This window comes from Leptolyngbya sp. PL-A3 (assembly GCF_039962325.1).
In the GTDB taxonomy this organism is placed as follows: Bacteria; Cyanobacteriota; Cyanobacteriia; order Elainellales; family Elainellaceae; genus Vacuolonema.
Window position 1 is genome coordinate 131,814 of record NZ_JAMPLB010000015.1, and the last position, 17,023, is coordinate 148,836.

The 17,023-nt window shown below is 50.0% G+C and carries 12 protein-coding genes; 5 read left to right on the forward strand and 7 right to left on the reverse strand.

The window, feature by feature from the left end:
• The first annotated feature begins 242 nt into the window (after nucleotides 1-242).
• The gene (gene lptC / locus NDI52_RS13815; protein WP_277874834.1) at nucleotides 243-1,400 is read left to right on the forward strand and encodes an LPS export ABC transporter periplasmic protein LptC; all 1,158 of its coding nucleotides are present in this window, start codon (nucleotides 243-245) and stop codon (nucleotides 1,398-1,400) included.
• 118 nt (nucleotides 1,401-1,518) lie between these two features.
• Here the strand turns inward: lptC and NDI52_RS13820 are convergent, their stop codons facing one another.
• Nucleotides 1,519-2,832, reverse strand: coding sequence for a D-alanyl-D-alanine carboxypeptidase (locus NDI52_RS13820; RefSeq protein WP_190770979.1), 1,314 nt, complete (start codon nucleotides 2,830-2,832; stop codon nucleotides 1,519-1,521).
• A 295-nt stretch (nucleotides 2,833-3,127) separates the two neighbouring features.
• Between NDI52_RS13820 and NDI52_RS13825 the strand changes: the two genes are divergently transcribed.
• The 3 genes from NDI52_RS13825 to NDI52_RS13835 all read left to right on the forward strand — a co-directional run bounded on the left by NDI52_RS13825 (nucleotide 3,128) and on the right by NDI52_RS13835 (nucleotide 5,454).
• Nucleotides 3,128-3,805, forward strand: coding sequence for a cofactor assembly of complex C subunit B (locus NDI52_RS13825; RefSeq protein WP_190771038.1), 678 nt, complete (start codon nucleotides 3,128-3,130; stop codon nucleotides 3,803-3,805).
• Nucleotides 3,806-3,888: 83 nt separating this feature from the next.
• A complete protein-coding gene (locus NDI52_RS13830; protein WP_190770978.1) occupies nucleotides 3,889-4,398 on the forward strand; it encodes a DUF456 family protein in 510 nt (169 codons plus the stop codon).
• A gap of 354 nt (nucleotides 4,399-4,752) precedes the next feature.
• Nucleotides 4,753-5,454 carry an HAD family hydrolase gene (locus tag NDI52_RS13835; RefSeq protein ID WP_190770977.1) on the forward strand — a complete coding sequence of 234 codons (702 nt, stop codon included), beginning with the start codon at nucleotides 4,753-4,755 and terminating at the stop codon, nucleotides 5,452-5,454.
• 151 nt (nucleotides 5,455-5,605) lie between these two features.
• On the opposite strand, the gene NDI52_RS13840 is transcribed toward NDI52_RS13835, so the two are convergent.
• Nucleotides 5,606-6,211 (reverse strand): CPP1-like family protein, encoded by a 606-nt coding sequence (locus tag NDI52_RS13840; RefSeq protein WP_190770976.1) that lies wholly within the window; start codon nucleotides 6,209-6,211, stop codon nucleotides 5,606-5,608.
• A gap of 388 nt (nucleotides 6,212-6,599) precedes the next feature.
• Here NDI52_RS13840 and NDI52_RS13845 point away from each other — a divergent pair, with 388 nt between their 5' ends.
• Nucleotides 6,600-7,319, forward strand: a complete 720-nt coding sequence (locus NDI52_RS13845) for a response regulator transcription factor (protein ID WP_190770975.1) — start codon at nucleotides 6,600-6,602, stop codon at nucleotides 7,317-7,319.
• 724 nt (nucleotides 7,320-8,043) lie between these two features.
• Here the strand turns inward: NDI52_RS13845 and NDI52_RS13850 are convergent.
• The 5 genes from NDI52_RS13850 to NDI52_RS13870 form a co-directional block, all read right to left on the reverse strand.
• A complete protein-coding gene (locus NDI52_RS13850; RefSeq protein WP_190770974.1) occupies nucleotides 8,044-8,469 on the reverse strand; it encodes a hypothetical protein in 426 nt (141 codons plus the stop codon).
• A 380-nt stretch (nucleotides 8,470-8,849) separates the two neighbouring features.
• Nucleotides 8,850-10,133, reverse strand: coding sequence for a hypothetical protein (locus tag NDI52_RS13855; RefSeq protein ID WP_190770973.1), 1,284 nt, complete (start codon nucleotides 10,131-10,133; stop codon nucleotides 8,850-8,852).
• Between the two features lie 583 nt (nucleotides 10,134-10,716).
• Complete coding sequence (locus NDI52_RS13860) at nucleotides 10,717-11,529, reverse strand: DUF2382 domain-containing protein (protein ID WP_190770972.1); 813 nt, start codon at nucleotides 11,527-11,529, stop codon at nucleotides 10,717-10,719.
• Between the two features lie 355 nt (nucleotides 11,530-11,884).
• On the reverse strand, nucleotides 11,885-12,865 hold the full coding sequence (locus tag NDI52_RS13865; RefSeq protein ID WP_190770971.1) for a DUF2382 domain-containing protein: 981 nt from the start codon (nucleotides 12,863-12,865) through the stop codon (nucleotides 11,885-11,887).
• Between the two features lie 999 nt (nucleotides 12,866-13,864).
• Nucleotides 13,865-16,621, reverse strand: a complete 2,757-nt coding sequence (locus tag NDI52_RS13870; RefSeq protein ID WP_190770970.1) for a CBS domain-containing protein — start codon at nucleotides 16,619-16,621, stop codon at nucleotides 13,865-13,867.
• Between the last annotated feature and the right edge of the window lie 402 nt (nucleotides 16,622-17,023).

Below are 17,023 nucleotides of genomic sequence, written 5' to 3' on the forward strand. Positions count from 1 at the left end.
CCCCATACTCCTCTTTTACCGCAATGAAACTGAACATAATCTCTTCTTAAAATTATTGCGCTTAATGTTCAACGGCTCGCCCAGGCGGGCATTGAACATTAGGCGCATCTCCATATTAAACTGCACTCACATCCAGCAGAACTAATTGGTCTGGCTTTCGTCTAAGCTAGGTAGTGCCCATGGCTCCTGTCGCTCACTTCGATAGCGGGTAAGAGGGAGTGTTCTCGTTTACTGGGGATGTAATGCGATCTAGATTTCAACCGTGGCACCATTGCGTTCGACCGGGAATCTTGGCTTTGTTTCTCCTGAGCCTGATGACACTTCCTGCTTGTCGATCCAGTAGTCGAGGCTCTGATCGGTTGGCAGAAGATAGCTCAGCCATTGAACAGATCGACAATAGCCTTAGCTTCAACAACATCACCTTGGAGCAAGCTGACGAGAAAGGTCAAGTTGTATGGCAGGTTTTCGCTCGACAGGCCGCGTACAACGAGAGCAAGCAGTATGCAATCGTCCGTGTGCCCAATGGGCAACTGTTTCAGGATGGCAAAGCCATTTATCGAGTGAGATCTCAAACAGGACAGGTGTTTGAGGATGGCGAAAAAATTCTTTTGAAGGGCCAAGTGGAAGCCACCGATCTCCGCACGAAGGCTGTTTTACGAGGTGAAGAAGCAGAGTGGCGACCTCAAGAAGGAATTCTAACCATTCGCAATAATGTTCGAGGTAACCATCCTCAAATACAAATAACTGCACAGGAAGGACGGCTCTATGACCGGGAGCAGCGGATGGAGTTGAAGGGCCAGGTGCTTGCCGTGACGGCCCAAAATCCGGTTCTGGCAGTTCGTACAGATGCGTTGACCTGGTTTATGAAGGAGGAACGAGTCAGTAGCGATCGCCCCACCCAAATTCGCCGCCTCATTCAAAACCGCGTCACCGACATCGCGACTGGACAGAAAGCCGAGGTCAACCTGAAAACTCAGCTGGTAACCCTGCGGCAAAATGCCCAGATTGCTACGTCAGATCCTCTCATGCAAGTCACCAGCAACGAACTATTTTGGGAAGCAGCACAAGGGCTGTTGCGGTCAGAGGTGCCTTTGACTGTGCTGCAACCACAACAACAGATTGCGTTAAGAGCCAATCGGGGTGTCATGAATTTGAACACGCGCCTGGTAGATTTAGCAGGCAATGTGCAAGCTCTGGCTCAGCGCGATCAGTCCTCCTTAAAGTCCGACACTCTAAACTGGAACCTTAATACTCGAGTGTTTCGGGCTAATGGCAATGTAAATTTGCGGCAGACGAACCCGCCGATGGTTGCAAATGGCCCACAGGCTGTTGGCCGTCTTGAGAATCAGACCATTGTGATGAGTGGTGGACGAGTCGTGTCAGAGTTTATTCCCCAATAAACTAATCTCAGTGCCCATTTTGGCGGGCGCGAAGCGCCTGCCAAAATGGGTGTTTTCGAGCGCCGCACGTTGTGCGGCACCCGAAAACACCCTCACAAAAAGTGTTTTATTTGTGATTTTAAGGTGCTTCATTACGGGCAGGATTGCCTAATTCTGCCTGGTAGCTGGGGAGGCGATCGCTCGGCCGAATCTCTGCTGGGAGGGTATCAGGAATTCCCCACTGTCCCGATAGAGTTTGCAACACGCGATCTTGCTGTTGATGCAAGATCGCCAAATCCCCGGCACCAATGTCGATCAAGGTGAACCAGACGAGAGAGCGATCACGCGTTGGCACGACCCCCGCCAGGGAACTGACTCGATCCAGTGTCCCCGTCTTTACGGCTGAGCCCGGAGTCAGTTGACGACGACCAATCGTACCTCGCTCTCGTCCTACCACGGGGAGGAAATCGGCCACCGTCAGTTCATGGGATCGCAACTGCTCCTGCAATGCAATCAGCATCGCTGTTACCCCACGGGGTGAAATGCGGTTTTCTTCTCCTAAGCCTGAACCGTTGATCAATTGCACCTCAGCGACGGGAATGTTGGCGGCAGTCGCAGCCAGTTGAGCGACGGCTGGCCCACCGCCCAATTTCCGTGCCATATCATCCGCAATAAAGTTATTGCTATAGATGTTCATGGCCTTAAGGATTTGAGTCAAGGATAGGGATCGATGGCGCAAGAAAGGCGTCGCCTCAGCTTCAGGCGCAACTTGAATATTTCCGGTAATCGAGAGGCGGGGCCGTGGTGTACCCGTGGGCATTTTGGCAAACTGCTCAGAAATTTCTGACGTCCATAAGTCAGTATTAAAACTTTGCCGCAGCAGTTCACCCGATCGCTGGGGATCACCCTGGAAATTCATGGCAAAATCACCTGTGATGATCAAATTGCCCGTCACTTGGCGAATTCCCCTTTGTTGAAGGGCATTGGCGAGGGCGATCGCCTCCTCCCACACAAACAGGGGATCGCCTCCTCCCTTGACCACCAAATTACCCTGCAAGATTCCACCCGGTTGCAAAGAGCCTTGAATTCCGACTAACGTATCAAACTGGTGGTCTGGCCCCCACGTGCTGAAGGCAGCCAGAGTAGTCGCAATCTTCGTGAGGGATGCAGCAGGAATTGGTACTGTTCCCCGGTGGCTAGCCAGAATCTCATTGCCAGATTGAATCCAGATGCCTTGATTAGCAGCAGGCATTCCCATTGCGGCTAGCGCTTGCAGATGGTAATTGCGAGCAGCGATCGCGATTGTATCGGGCGCATCGACAGGTTCCGGTCCGGGCAGCACCCAGCGGCTCTCAGACCAGGGAGACCAATCCACCGCACGCATTCCTGTGAAACCCTCGCTTTTGGTATTCAGTAATGTCGTTAAAAAGCCAATGGCTAGCAAGTCGAACACGGGGTCTATCTCCCTCAGAGGATTCGCTCCATCGCTATGGTACACAAAAGGTTTGAGATTTTTGGGAAATCGGGAACGGAGATGGAGCGAGGCAGTCGGGGAGCAAGAAGGGCCATTGGAAAAAGGGGTTAGAGGGACTTTAGACTAGTAATGGAGAGGGAGCAGGAGAAGGCGGAGTAGCCCTTCCTTTACTCCCATCTCCTCAACCTCGTGTTTAAGATTTGCGATGACGGGACTCTCTACCGTCATGTTCTCGCCTTTCATATTCCCCCTGCCCGCTGCGTTCCTTTCTCCTATGGCCAGTGCTGATCCCAATCGAGTTTTGCGCCAGATGCCCATTGTTGTCGGCATCCTGGCAGGTACGTTGCTCCTGGTTAACCGTTTAATGACAGCAGATTTAACAGGGTCACAGTCTCGCTCGGATGCGCTGGGTGTGATTTTGAGTGCGTTGCTGATTCTGACGGGGTTGCTGTGGCAGCGAATTCAGCCGCGATCGCCTGACGCTGTTGTTCTGACGGGTACCGAAGGCTTTGAGCTGGATGAAGCATTACCCGATGATGTGCGGACTGAATTGGCATGGGCTTCCCACTTGTTATTGACAAATACAGCAACGCGATCGCTCCTTGTCTGGTACGACAATCGTATTCTGTTACGTCGTGGCATTCTGGGGCCGAAATCGCTCACTCAACCTGGGGCGATAGTACAACGGGCTTTAAAGACACAGAAACCTATTTATCTGGTGAAGTTGCAACTCTATCCCGGCAAAATTGAATTCGACTATTTGCCTGAGAATACTCAGGGGATCATTTGTCAGCCCTTAGGCGATCGCGGCATTCTCATTCTGGGAGCCAATGCCCCACGCAGTTACACCCGGCAGGATGAGATTTGGATTGAGGGTATTGCCGATAAGTTGGATAACTCATTGCGATCGCACCTGTCATTAAACCCAAAAGAAGTCAGCGCTGAACCCTGACTCCTGACACATCCCAATTACGGTTCTGCACGAGATAATGCGAAGAGTAGGTACAAACCCCGCTGCTTCGTAGAAGGGACGCCATGATAGCGCTGTATTGGATTCTCATATTAGTCATGCTGGTTGGAATTATCGGGGCCGTGGTGCCTGGAATTCCAGGCCTGGGGTTGATTGCAATTGCGATCGCAATTTGGGGTTTTACAGCGGGTTTCTCGGGCCTATGGATTCCCCTTACCGTTGCGATCGTTGCTCTAGTCTTCACGACCGGCTTAGACTTTCTGGCGACCTATTGGGGTGCCAAAAAGGCGGGAGCGAGCCGCTGGGGTGTCATTGGTTCGATGGTAGGGCTAGTTTTAGGAGTCCTGGGTTTACTCCCTGCTTTACCCGTCGGTGGCCCACTGTTGGGGCTCCTGATTGGCCCGTTATTAGGAGCTATGGTCGGTGAGTTTCTTTATCGACGTGACTTGATGCTGGCAATGAAAGCAGCCGTTGGTATTTTGGTTGGCAACTTGGTAGGGGTTGTGATTCATGTGCTGTTGGCGATCGCCACGGTCATTGTCTTCCTCGCCACAACACTACCAACTGTTCACTAATTTCAAACAACACACTTCACTAACCTCTAAGCCTCAAAGCATGTGAGAGCGGCAGGTATACCTGCCGCTCTCACATGCTTTGAGGCTTAGGCTCATTCAGTTCTCTTATGAGATACATATCTTGTGTCTTTTGGGCGGACAAGATGCCTATTTCACTACCTGTTCCTGCTAGATGGCGTAACCCTATAAAGCCACCTCTCAGCCCAAAGAAGAACCACCATAAAGCCTATTCTTACCTCAGGATGAACTTCCTGCAAGAAGTCTCATTATTGAGCATTAATGCTTATTTTACAGTCAAAATTAAAAGTCAATGTGTTATAAAAGTTTATAAAAGCATTCCTTTGCAATCGCCAAATGATAAGACTTATTACAGATTTTGATGGCCCTATCATGGACGTCTCTGAACGTTACTATCGGGTCTACCAGTATTGTCTAGCAGCAACTCGGCAACCCGATCAGGCCGTACAAACTTTAAGTAAGAAAGATTTTTGGCGGTTAAAGCGATCACAAGTTCCCGAAGTCGAGATTGGGGTCTTCTCTGGCTTAGAGCGGGAACAGGCCAAAGCCTTCGCCAAACTGCGGAAGGAAACAGTACACACAATCCCCTACCTACGCTACGATATGCCGGTTCCTGGAGCTGTTGAAACGCTAGAGCGCGCACAGAGGCTAGGATTTGAACTAACCGTGATGACTATGCGTCGGGTGCGAGAGTTGGATGAGGCGTTTGAGCGGTGTAATCTGGGCCGCTTTTTCAAACCCGAGCGGCGGTTTTGCCTGAGCGATACCTACGTTAAAACTGTCGACGTGAAAGATAAGCCCTTACTGATGCAAAAAGCTCAAGCAGAGCTTCCCCCAGCGCCAACGTGGATGGTTGGAGATACGGAAGCAGATATTGCAGCCGCCAAGAGCGCGGGGATTCCGGTAATTGGCGTACTCTCAGGGATTCGCGATCGCCAGAAGTTACTTGATTACGAGCCCGACTGGATTGCCAGCAACCTGGTAGAAGCTCTGGACATTATTTTGGAGAACATGGGCCTGGGCCAGGTATCGGCATAATATCAAGCTTGCCAAGTATGCTTTAAAACTCCCTCAAAGCCCATTCGCTCGTACGAGCGAATGGGCTTTGAGGGAGTTTTAAAGCAGAACCTAATAGAGGTAAAAGGGGCCTGATACACCAGTCCCCTTTTACCTCTATTTACAAGTGTCGTTAGCGCAGGAAGCTTGAGATGAGCCAGAGCAGCACAAAAGTCACGATCGCTGCAAAGGTATCTTGTGTAAGCCCAAGGCCCAACAATTGCGCTGAAAACAGACCCGCAATCCACAAGCCAACCGTAATACCCACTGTTAGCCCTACCAGGGTTAACAGAAAAGCCCGCGCGAACTTATTCTCTTTACGGTTCAGGAAGTAGAAGCAAAGCCCTGTGCCTAATGCAAGAGCCCCAGCGGGCGATGCTAAACTGATGAATGCTGCCGCCAGAAGCAATCCACCTGGTAACAAGATGTCGTTACGGCTGGGTGTGTCAATCATACGTTGCAACCAATTGGGCGAGGTTGTCGCCGGCTTCGGCACAAAATCTGGGGGTGGTTCTGCCGCCCGCTCAGGGAAACGAATTCGATCAGGTACTTTAATCTTGCCTTCCTGTCGGAGACGCAGCCGATCCATCAGGATCGAATCGTAGGCTGATTCAATAGCCTCGATCCGGCGGCGATCGCCCGCATGCTCCTGCAATAGTTGATTCCGGGCTTCCTGAATAGCCTCAAAGGAAGCTCCTTCCTCAACCCCTAGTTGTTCATAGTGACTTAGATCGCTCATGTGCCGCCTCCAAAAGAACCCCCGCCCTACTCTGGAGCAACGTCCTTATGATTTATACCGAGATACGCAAGCCAGAAAATTTCTGCGATCGCAGGAAATATTTCATCAAAACCGACTAGCCTTTAGTGTAACCGTCCCAACGGGTTTCGCAAAATAAGATCCCCTAAAGATTTCTGGCAAATGCAAGATGGTTTACGTAATTTATGAGGCTAAGACTATTTGCAATGGGATTTATTGTGAAGATAATTGATTTAATGCCTAGCAAAACTTAAGGGTGCACCCTGTTGTCGAGATCGAGCGAAATCAATCGTGATTTTGCAGCAAAGCTAGAATGTGTGTTGGCTGAATTAGAGAATCTGCTCGTTTCTGATTGAGGTAAGTCTTAACTATGGCTACAGCCAAAATCCTCGTAGTTGATGACGACCCCGCCATCCGTACTCTGATCCACCGCTTCCTCACCCGCCATGAATATCAGGTAGAGTCAGCAGAGGATGGGAAGGCTGCCATGGCAAGCTTTGACCAGTTCAACCCCGATCTGGTCATTTTGGACGTCAATCTACCTGATGCCACAGGATACAACCTGTGTCAGGAGATGCAAAACCGCACTGGGGTATTTGTTCTTATGCTCACAAGTCGGGCTGATGAGGCCGACAAAATCCGGGGGTTCTCCCAGGGAGCTGACGACTATCTCACCAAGCCCTTCAGTTTAGGGGAATTGGAAGTGCGCGTTCAAGCTATCCTGAAGCGACAACGTCCCGTTACGGCCGCAGAACAGCAATGTTTGCGGTTTAACGATCTATCCATAGATCCGGTACGTCGCGAGGTGATGTTGAAGGAAGACCCCGTTGTCTTGACGGCACTGGAGTTTGATCTGCTTTACTTCCTGGCGAGCCACCCCGGAAGAGTATGGCGGCGGGCCGAATTGATTCAGAAAGTTTGGGATTATGAATACGTAGGAGACCAGCGTGTTGTAGATGTTCACATCGGCCAGATCCGTAAAAAGATTGAGATTGACACAAGCCAGCCAGCCTTGATCCAGACGGTGCGCGGCGTCGGCTACAAATTTGAAGCCCCCGATGAAGCTGGAGCCGTTGAGGCTGTTCGCTAAGGTAAAGACATCATAGCCCCGTTATTTCCCCTGGCATTTTCACAACCCATTAGACTGACAGCAGCTGCCTCATCAGGATGGAACCTAAGATTTCAAGCCATAGCGGTTAACCTGCTTATATTGAAACCTAGGTGTGGTGCGGTTGCTAATCATAGCCGCGATCGCTGTAGCCATAAAGCTTAAATAAAAGGAGGGCATGAAAACCAAGCCCCATTCTCTCCTTTTATACGTGTGTTCACATCTTGCGCTTGTCTAAAGCATCAGCTCAGAACTCTTATTTTTGTCGTAGTCAAGCAACGATAAAAATAAGAGTTCGCTATTTACGGCGCTTTTCAAACGCTTAAAATCCGGTTGTTTTTGTGGGAGCGCGGCTCCCACAAAAACAACCGTGACTAATTCAAGCGCAAAGCGCTGTATAGCCTTAGCCCGATAGGTTAGGACTTTAGAAGTTATTGAACGTCAGTTCGGGAGAAGCCGAACCGCCCATTATTGCGTGCGCGACGCGCACGCAATAATGTTTTTTTCGAGTGCCGCGCGAAGCGCGCGGCACTCGAAAAAGCCCTTAACCCGAACTGAGGTTATTGAAGGCATTGCTTTCAATAACTTCTGATGTCCTAACCCATCGGGCGATCGCAGCAATCTATAACCATAGAAGAAGGGCTGGTGTTCGCACCAGCCCTTCTTATGGCCCAACAAAAAGGCCACGACTATAAGCCAGTCAACACTATTCAGGCAAGACGGAGAGGGTAAACGGATTACGAACACCCTGATTACGCTCACCAACGAACAAGGAGTAGGTACCCTGCTCCCACACACCTGTCACTTCAATGGCGCCACCGGAAAAATCACTAGCTCGGGCACATTGGCTACGACCACCAGGACCAGTAATCAGCAGAGTACTGGTATTTTGGCTCTGCACCTCAAAACGTAAGGCAGCAAATTGTTCGGACACACGTACGGTCTGTACGGGAGCACCGGGAATGAAACCACAGGAACTTGATTGGGAGCCACCTGAGTTGCCCCGCACGACCACTGTAGAGTTGATGGGAGTCTGCACCTGAGCATAAACGGCACCCGCCAAGGTTAACATCATGGCTAAAGATGCCGGAACACTAACCCATTTCTTCGATAGAAGCTGCTTCCATTTCATGACCTCACCACTCCGTCCGTATACTGGGACACTCCTTAATAGTTGAATCCTAACGAGCCAAAATCGATACCACAGAATTTATATGACAGTTCCTCGAGCGGCTGAATTTTCTATAGTTCAGTGCACTTCGATGACTTGAAGCAAAATGAACATTGAGGCAACTCTGGGTGAGCTGCGTTAGCTCCTCAGCCTACAAATCCTAATCAAGGCTAAAGCCCAAAGGTATACAGAGCATCCATCATCCCGGACTAGTAGGCCACAGCCTAAGTTCGTCACCTATTTTTTGTGTGGGGTGCTTCGCACCCCACACAAAAAATAGGTGATCCATTTACGCCTCAGCGTACTAAGCTCTGGTCCCATGACTCGAGGGGACTCGAAAATTATGGTTGTTGGGGAGCCTCAGGCTCAGCAGGAGCGTTATCAACACTGGGCGCTACAACTGAAGGGCGGGGGTTTGTACGGAACGAGCGAGGAGCTGCCGTTTCAGGAGGTGGAGCCGGGATATCGACGGGTGGAGACATGGGTTTCGTTATTGGAGCAGGTTCAGTCTCAACGACCGCTGCAGAAGAATTAGCGCTTCCTTCATCCTGGATAGGTTCTGGATCAGAAACGGCAGCAGGCTCAGAGACGACCACTGGTGCTTCTTCCCGAGCATTCCTGACAGGTGCAGGTTCATCTAAAGAACTATAGCTATAGTCGGGTTCTGGAAGAGGCTCAGATCGGACAGCAGTACCTGACCCATAATCAATCCGGCGGGGTTCGATAGGTGGCTCTTCTACAGCACGACGTCGTCGTTCTTGCCGATTGGTAGTGGTACGTTGCTGCAATACCTTATCCAAATCCGTTCCTGAGCCGGGAATATCAGAGGCTTTAGAAGCAGGCCATCCATCAATCGGCGGGAATGACTGATCGACATCAACTTTAGGCCCGACAACCGGAACGACTTCAGATAGCGATTTGCCCTGCCGAAGCTGCCAACCAAAGACAGCTCCGGCACAGCCTCCAATTAGAGCAGTAAGCCCCAGAGAAATCGGCAACCAGGAGGGCGATCGCCGCAGTGGAGTAGATACAACCACACGAGTAGTGGACAGTTTACTGCCATTTTTAGTAGAAGTCGGAGATACAACCTGAGTCACTGTTGTCACACTATCCTTCTGAGTCTTTGAGGAGGCGTTGCCATTAGTAGGAACGCCTAAAGGTGTTTCCAGAACGGGAGGTATAGTCACCAGCTGCGGTTGTTTAGGTGGAGCTGTAGCAGCCTCAGTTACAGGGTGATCTTGAATAGGAGTTTCCTGAATAGGAGTTTCCTGAATAGGAGTTTCCTTTAGATCTGGAAGCCACGTTAGGGCAACACTGGGAGGTTTTGCATCAGCGACCATGTCCAGCACGACGAAGGGCTGGCCGAATTCCATGAAGCAATCTAAAACACGAAATGGACCGTCAGAAGGGGCAAGGCTCTGGCGGCGTACCTCAACCATAAAGGACTGCAAGATTTGGGCAGCATCAGGGCGATCGCCTAGGGCTGGCGCTATAGTTTGAATGACAACAGAGATATCCAGGTTACGGTGCTGGGCACGATAGCTGATCCCCGTTTCATCCTGCTCTAGGATGCCCTCAACCCAATAGCGTCCCTCTTGGAGAAAGGTGCCTGCGGTTAACAGCATAAGCCCATATCCAATCCTAAAATTCCCATTAATCCTACCGTGTTTGTGATGGAACAGCTCGGTACAGTAGACAGTCAACCCACAGTCCTAAATCCATACAAAGGGTGTTTATTACCATCCGAAGGCTTTTGAATAAAGTTAATTTTGTGGCAGTTTTTCCATACACGATTAACTCTATCCAAAAGAATATCGAGACGCTATCTTACGCCCCCTTCCGGATCTAATGAGGTACGAGAGAGGGGCTGGGGCTTCATCCTACACTCCTCTCTCCTACACCACTAGAGTTTAGTTTTGAAAAGAGCCGCTTCGTGAGTCCCTTTAAAACTAAACCTCCCAGTTCAAACAGCATGAGGCTATAGAATCCCGCATTCTGTATACGTTTCATAGCCCAGGACTGTGTGAATTGATTCAGTACAGAAGGGTTAGGGGGTAGCGTGTTTCTACACCCCATTCCTTTTGTACTGAATGTACTTACATGCGTTATAGAAACAAGGATTTTAGAACGGAGAAGTAGTTATACAAAAAAGTTGCTGCTCATGACGTATTGGGTCATGAGCAGCAACTTTTTTAAGAGAGCGTAGAATTAACGGGTGATGACGCGCGAGTACTCGTCAAACCATCGTTGGTAGCGGCTCTGAGCAGTCTCGTCTTCTAACACCAAGTCTAACGTCACAGGCTGATCATCTTGAACACTTTGAGGAGCGATCGCCCCCAGAATACTGGCGGCTGTTCCGGGGGTTTCAAACTCCAGATGAACGGTTTCACCAGATGGGCGATCGATAGGCTTTAAGAACAAAGTAGCCCGAATTCGGCGACAGCCTGCACTGGCACTGCGAGCCAGCACCGTGAGGCACCGCACTGCATCCTGTATGGTTTGCAACTGGCCTCGAGCTATATAAGGATCGACCGAGGATTGCCGTTGAAGCGCTGATTCTTGACCATGCAGGTTTGTTTCACCCAAGGGCAACTCAAACAGTGACTGGTTCTCCCCTATCTTTTGCACTACCAGTTTTTCACGCTGCACCGGAATCTCAACCATCTGGGTTTCAATCACCTTACGAATGACTACTTCCCCCAGCTTTACTCGTTTCCGGTTGACAACTAGCTGTTCCTCAAGCAACTGAAAACATTGTTCCCTGGGTGAAACCAGCTCATTGTAATCAAAGTTGGTACGGACTTCCCGTGTTGCAGAATCAACCTGGGATAGTAGGCTGCCATCAATAGAAATTTGGCCTCGCCCCGGGTCTGTATGAGGAGGATCTACGATAAGAGAAAACTGATCCGCGGTTGTCTCGTTAACACCAACAACTTCACCCACGAGATAACCATTGCGGTCATAGACCAGGTTCCCTGTCAAATCCGATCTTGAATTTAAGCGGCCATCCTTCGCTTGCATAGTTCCTCCTTGTAGCTGCGATCGCCCATCTAAAAACAATTTAGAACTTACACATTTCCACCTATTGAACGCGACGAAAAACGCCAAATTCAGTAAACAGAAACGGTTTTAATCTAGAGAAGTTGCATATTCTTTAACTGGGAGGAAACCAATTCTTCATGTAAGTTATGCATGAAAATTGTCTTCTCCAACGACTTATCTAAATGAGATTTGAAAAGCCCTGGAACGTAAACAACCTCCATGCATGAGATGCATGAAAAAATGCTTCAAATCTTGTTATTTTCTGAGGGGGTTAACCCCCTCAGAAAATTTACTTTCTTAAGGGTTAGTAATCAAACCCTTAAGAGTCAGCATCCTACTGGCGCAGGATATCGGGATTACCGTGGGTATCCACATCCAGTTCTTCGCGGCGAACCTGATCCTGTACGTGAACGGTATCCTGCTCTTTTTCCTTACGGAGCGATACTTCTTCCCGTACGACAGCTTGCTTTTCAACGTTGACTTCTTCACCGTATACGTCAACGCGAGCAATTTCCTGATCACGGAAGTCTACATCAGCAGCAGCAACGGGTTGAGAGCCCACGTCACGGCGCTCAATTACAACGCGCTCCCGCTCAACAGGAACATCAGTTTGCACGGCTTTGGTTTCAACGTGCTTACCGAGGCTAACTTCCCCAGCCTTAAACCGATTGCGGTGGGTGATCAAGCGCTCTTCGTACAACCGCAGCGGACCATGGTTGTCTTCTTCGCTCAGACCATAGAAGCCAGGTTCACGATCGTAATCGTATGCCTTAGCATTTACGTTAGCACCGGCATTTACGTTAGCGCCAGCATTCACGTTTGTATTACGCTGCTGTTCCAGCCCTTGCATTGCAGTACTGGAGCTGCCCAGAGTAGCAGATTGATCCTCTAGAGGCTGCATGGGCATGTCTTGACGGCTGATAAACTGCCGACTGGAACGCTGAGATGCTATCGGCTGGTACTGGTTCCGAACATTGGTTTCGTATTTTTCGTCAATGCTCTTGTAGTCTTTGTATTCAGGCAGGTTTTCTACCTGTTCTTTAGACAAACCATTAACGTAAATACGCTCATTGTTGTAATCAAAATTGGCAAGACCAATGGGCAGCAAAACAGTTTTGCCGAAGATCCAAGGACCAGTGTCAACTACAACATATCGAAAACGACCGGACTCATCGACTAACAAATCTTTAACTGACCCAACTTTCTCTTGACCGGGTTCAGTGTAAACAGAGAAGGAATCGATTTTATCCAGCCTGTTATCCCCAGTAGATTCACTGTAGTTGGGATAATATTCTTTAAGTCTGTAGAGAGCCATAATGTTCTTCTACCTCTTGGCATCAACAACTCCCATTCTTCAAAAAAGCCTTTAATTCTTCATCGCTCAATAGATGGATCAGTCTGTTTTCCAAATGCTTACTTATTGATATGAAGCTATAAAACTATAGGGTTAGGCTCTAGAAAACTTATAATCAGAGGTAAAAAACTGTTAAGAAAGCGAGCTTATCCGCTAGATGCTTTGCCTCAAAATGCTATTCAGCATTTCATCCCATAAAGCTCTGGAAAAATTGAATCTTGTACACTCCAAGGTTATAAAAATTGTGTTTTAGGGAACCCATAAATCTACTCCTTTCATAAGGAGTTTTGGCAGCAAAATCTTTTCCTTTCTCTTCCGATCAGAGCGCTTCATCCACAGGGTTTATGAAGCTTTTCTATCAAAACAATAGAAACATTCGCACAACCCTACTGAATATAGATCTAAATAGACCTATGTACGCTGAGGCGGAAATCCATCACCTATGTTTTTGTGTAGGGTGCTTCGCACCCTACACAAAAACATAGGTTGCAAACTTAGGCCGCAGCCTACTAGTTAGGATAAATTGTTTTGACAAGTTGAGTAGGATGCAGCCTTTCAAAACAATCATTTTGGCTCTCATATCTTTTAATATGAAGATGCGCTCTACATTAGAACGTTATTGATTCAATCAGGTTTTCTAAAGTCTTTTTACATGGACAAAGCTCATACAAAAGCAGGGGCTTCAGTAAACCTAGATCAGAGTAAGGGTTGAGGAAATAAGACTCAGAACTTTAGAAACGTTATAGATAGTAGGACTCACACAAACTCATCATGTTTAGTTCATTCTTGTTGTATGTGTTTCGCACACTACACACAACAAGAATACGTAAGCTCTGAAGATTCCATCTATCTTGCCCAGCGATGTTCTAGGCATGTGATTGGGTGTCGTGGAGGAAACACGAAGCGCCCCTTCCATAACCTCCAATCACATGCCTTTTTTCTCAACATCAGGTCCTTGCCTCACTTTTCTTGAGGAAAACGCGATCGCACCAATACCTCAGCCTCATCTGTAGTGGCGATCGCCCCATCTAAAGCCGCCTCTCGCACAGTATCGAGAATGGTTTTGAAGTCCTTTCCGGGCTTATATCCCATACGCTTCAAGTCATTACCATCCAAAAGAGGCTTCATCGGTAGCCACTCGACCAGATAGTGCCAGAGGGTTTGCCGGATGCTACGGCTGCTTCGGGCTGCCACCAACACTAATGAATGGGCGTCGTAGGGGCTGAGCGTATGGAAGATTTGGCTGGGGCGATCGCACTCCGGCAAAGCCTGGGTAATCGTAGCTTCTGTGTCAGCTAAGCTGCGCAGACGTTCAATACTATCAGTAGGAAGTTGCAGTCCTTCAGCGACCATAGCCCGATCAGCCGACTCCAGAGCAGCAATGAGAATTTCGAGTAATACCTGCCAGTGTTCAGCAATTTCTGGGTCTGGAAATTCAGGGCTGGCAAACCGTTTGAGCCAGCGCTCAGCCCGTCGCAGTTGTCGCCACAGATCAGGGGTCATTTGAAGACTGTCATGCAGGCAACGCAATGCGTCTAAATCCGCTAAAGATCGCAAAGCAGCCCGCCAGTAAGGAGCCTCCAGCACCAGCTTCAGTTCCCGTTTGAGCCGGGTTTGCAGGGCAGGGGTATGCTCCATTTCAGCCTGAATGCGCCGATAGATACCGCTGGCGATCGCATGGTGAATATAGCTCTCTGTCTGAGGCTCCAGAGAAAAGCCCAGCCGCACGGCGAAGCGCACAGCCCGATAAATCCGGGTTGGATCTTCAATAAAGCTGTTGGCATGAAGCACCCGAATGCGCCGTTCCCGTAGATCGAGCACCCCACCAAAATAATCCAGCAATTCGCCTCGTCGGGGAGTCGTTAGCCTGACTGCTAAAGCATTGATGGTGAAGTCGCGACGGTACAAATCCTGACGAATTGAGCTGGCTTCCACTTCCGGGTTAGCGGCTGGGTAAGGGTAAAATTCTGTGCGGGCTGTGGCAATGTCTACCCACAGGGAATCTAGCTCGGGGTCTTGATGCCAAAGCAGGGCAGCCGTCTGAAATTTCCCGTGCACCTGAAGTTTTGCATTGGGGTAAAACTCTTGAAGTGCCCGAGCCAATTCCACGCCTGCAGCCTGATCGGCAGAACGATGGAACCCATCCACGACCAGATCAATGTCGTCGAAGAGTAGGGGTTGACTAGCGTTGATGCGTTCTTGATCCATCAACAGCAAGTCGCGGACGGAACCACCCACCAGATACAGCTGCCAGCCTCGCTGCTCGGCCAGTTGGGCTGCCTTCATCAACACCATCCAGAGATTTGGGTTGAGGCGATCGCGCACCATCCCCCACATCACCACTGGCATAGGGCAATCTGCTGGGGCACTCGTCCAATTCCCCGGCTCTCGATCGGAGAGTTCCTGATGCAACTGCCGCAGCACATCCGTGCGGGTCACAATCCCAACCAGTTCCCCCTGCTCTAATACTGGAAATCGTCCAATGTCATAGGTCACCATCAGAGACTCAATCTCGGGCAGCGTCGTGTCGGGGGTAATCGTCTTCAGATTACTGGTCATGTAGCCTTTGACAGGCGCATGGCTAAAACCATGATGCAGAGCAATATCCAGATCCCGCCGGGAAATAATTCCCAACAACTCACCGTGGGCATCCACCACAGACAGACCTGAGTGCCCGTAACGTAGCAAAATCCGCTGAGCTTCTTCAATAGTGGTGTCGGGACGAATTGTGCGCACCGGAGACGACATCAATTCACGTGCCGTCGGGGGGTGGGGAACCTGCTCCCGTACGCCTTTGATCAGTTGGCTCAAGATTTCGCCAGGATTAACCGTGCGCAAGGTCAGCGAGGCCGCTCTTGGATGCCCTCCGCCTCCCAGAGGGCTGAACAGGTCGTGAAGGTTGATGTCAGGGTTCAGGGCAGAACCGCGCGATCGCCCGATTACCGTCATCCGTTCCTCACCATTCTCCATTCGCCCATATCGCGCGCCCAACAGCAGCACATCGCTCTCTGTCAGGTTCGCAACATAGCTGGCCAAGCTCGATAGACCAGGGACGAACTCCGACAACGACAACATGACATAAGACAGGGTAAAGCCGTGAATCGTTTCACTTTGCAGATCCTCCAGCACAGTGCTGAGGATGTCCTGCATATCCAGCGGCAATCCCGGTTCTACGTACTCAGCGATGGCTCGCAGGTTTGCGCCTTGTTCCATCAACCAGGTCAGAGCAGCTGCATCCCGAACCGTTGTGTGGTCATAGGTCAGGGAGCCCGTGTCTACATGGATCCCCAGAGCCATGACGGTTGCTTCAATCGGTGTGATCGTTAGCTCAGCCTGACGCAATTCCTCCACCACAAGCGTGGTCGTGGCTCCCACCGTATCTACGCAAGACTCGGCAGCAACAATATCTCCTGGCTCTTCCAAGTGGTGATCATAGAGGGTGATGGGCACATCGGGCAGTTGCAGCCACTCAGCGGCGACACCCAGGCGTTCACCCCACTGGGTATCCACCACCGTGATGGAATGAATCTGATCCGGATTCACGGCCCGCCGCTCAATCAAGGGATATTCATCCCGGTGCAGCGCCAAAAAGTTTTTTACTCCCGGATGGGAGCCCCCAGTCAGCACAATACGTGCCCCTGGTCGCAGGCGGGACAGGCCCACAGCAGCCCCCAGGGTGTCAAAGTCAGCGGTCGTGTGGCACAGAATCAGATCCATATATCCAGATCTACAGCAAGTTTTAGAACCGACCTAGGCCCGGGCGATCGCGCTCCCATGTCCCACACCCTAAACTCTGTCCAGGATTGCGGGGGCGATCGCAACAAAAATCCAAGCCTTCTTTCACGGGAGAATTGCCCCCAGGGTACCTTTCTTCTTCGACCCGGTAAAACCCACTATTGTTAGAGCTGTATTCATTTTCCTGAGAATCTCATACCGAATCAGAACCAAAATTCTCTGTAGGGGTGCAGTTTAGCCACACCTTCCACAAAAAATCCGGCTCTTATTCAACCTCAGTTCGGGATAAGCTGAAGTGCTCATTTTGGCGTGCGCTTTGCGCACGCCAAAATGAGCGTTTTCGAGTGCCGCGCAACGCGCGGCACTCGAAAACGTCCTTAACCC

What these genes read in the sequence shown, in the direction of transcription:
- lptC (WP_277874834.1), top strand. Translation starts at nt 243, where the DNA reads ATGCGATCTAGATTTCAACCGTGGCACCATTGCGTTCGACCGGGAATC.
- NDI52_RS13825 (WP_190771038.1), top strand. Translation starts at nt 3,128, where the DNA reads ATGGCCAGTGCTGATCCCAATCGAGTTTTGCGCCAGATGCCCATTGTT.
- NDI52_RS13830 (WP_190770978.1), top strand. Translation starts at nt 3,889, where the DNA reads ATGATAGCGCTGTATTGGATTCTCATATTAGTCATGCTGGTTGGAATT.
- NDI52_RS13835 (WP_190770977.1), top strand. Translation starts at nt 4,753, where the DNA reads ATGATAAGACTTATTACAGATTTTGATGGCCCTATCATGGACGTCTCT.
- NDI52_RS13840 (WP_190770976.1), bottom strand. Translation starts at nt 6,211, where the DNA reads ATGAGCGATCTAAGTCACTATGAACAACTAGGGGTTGAGGAAGGAGCT.
- NDI52_RS13845 (WP_190770975.1), top strand. Translation starts at nt 6,600, where the DNA reads ATGGCTACAGCCAAAATCCTCGTAGTTGATGACGACCCCGCCATCCGT.
- NDI52_RS13850 (WP_190770974.1), bottom strand. Translation starts at nt 8,469, where the DNA reads ATGAAATGGAAGCAGCTTCTATCGAAGAAATGGGTTAGTGTTCCGGCA.
- NDI52_RS13855 (WP_190770973.1), bottom strand. Translation starts at nt 10,133, where the DNA reads ATGCTGTTAACCGCAGGCACCTTTCTCCAAGAGGGACGCTATTGGGTT.
- NDI52_RS13860 (WP_190770972.1), bottom strand. Translation starts at nt 11,529, where the DNA reads ATGCAAGCGAAGGATGGCCGCTTAAATTCAAGATCGGATTTGACAGGG.
- NDI52_RS13865 (WP_190770971.1), bottom strand. Translation starts at nt 12,865, where the DNA reads ATGGCTCTCTACAGACTTAAAGAATATTATCCCAACTACAGTGAATCT.
- NDI52_RS13870 (WP_190770970.1), bottom strand. Translation starts at nt 16,621, where the DNA reads ATGGATCTGATTCTGTGCCACACGACCGCTGACTTTGACACCCTGGGG.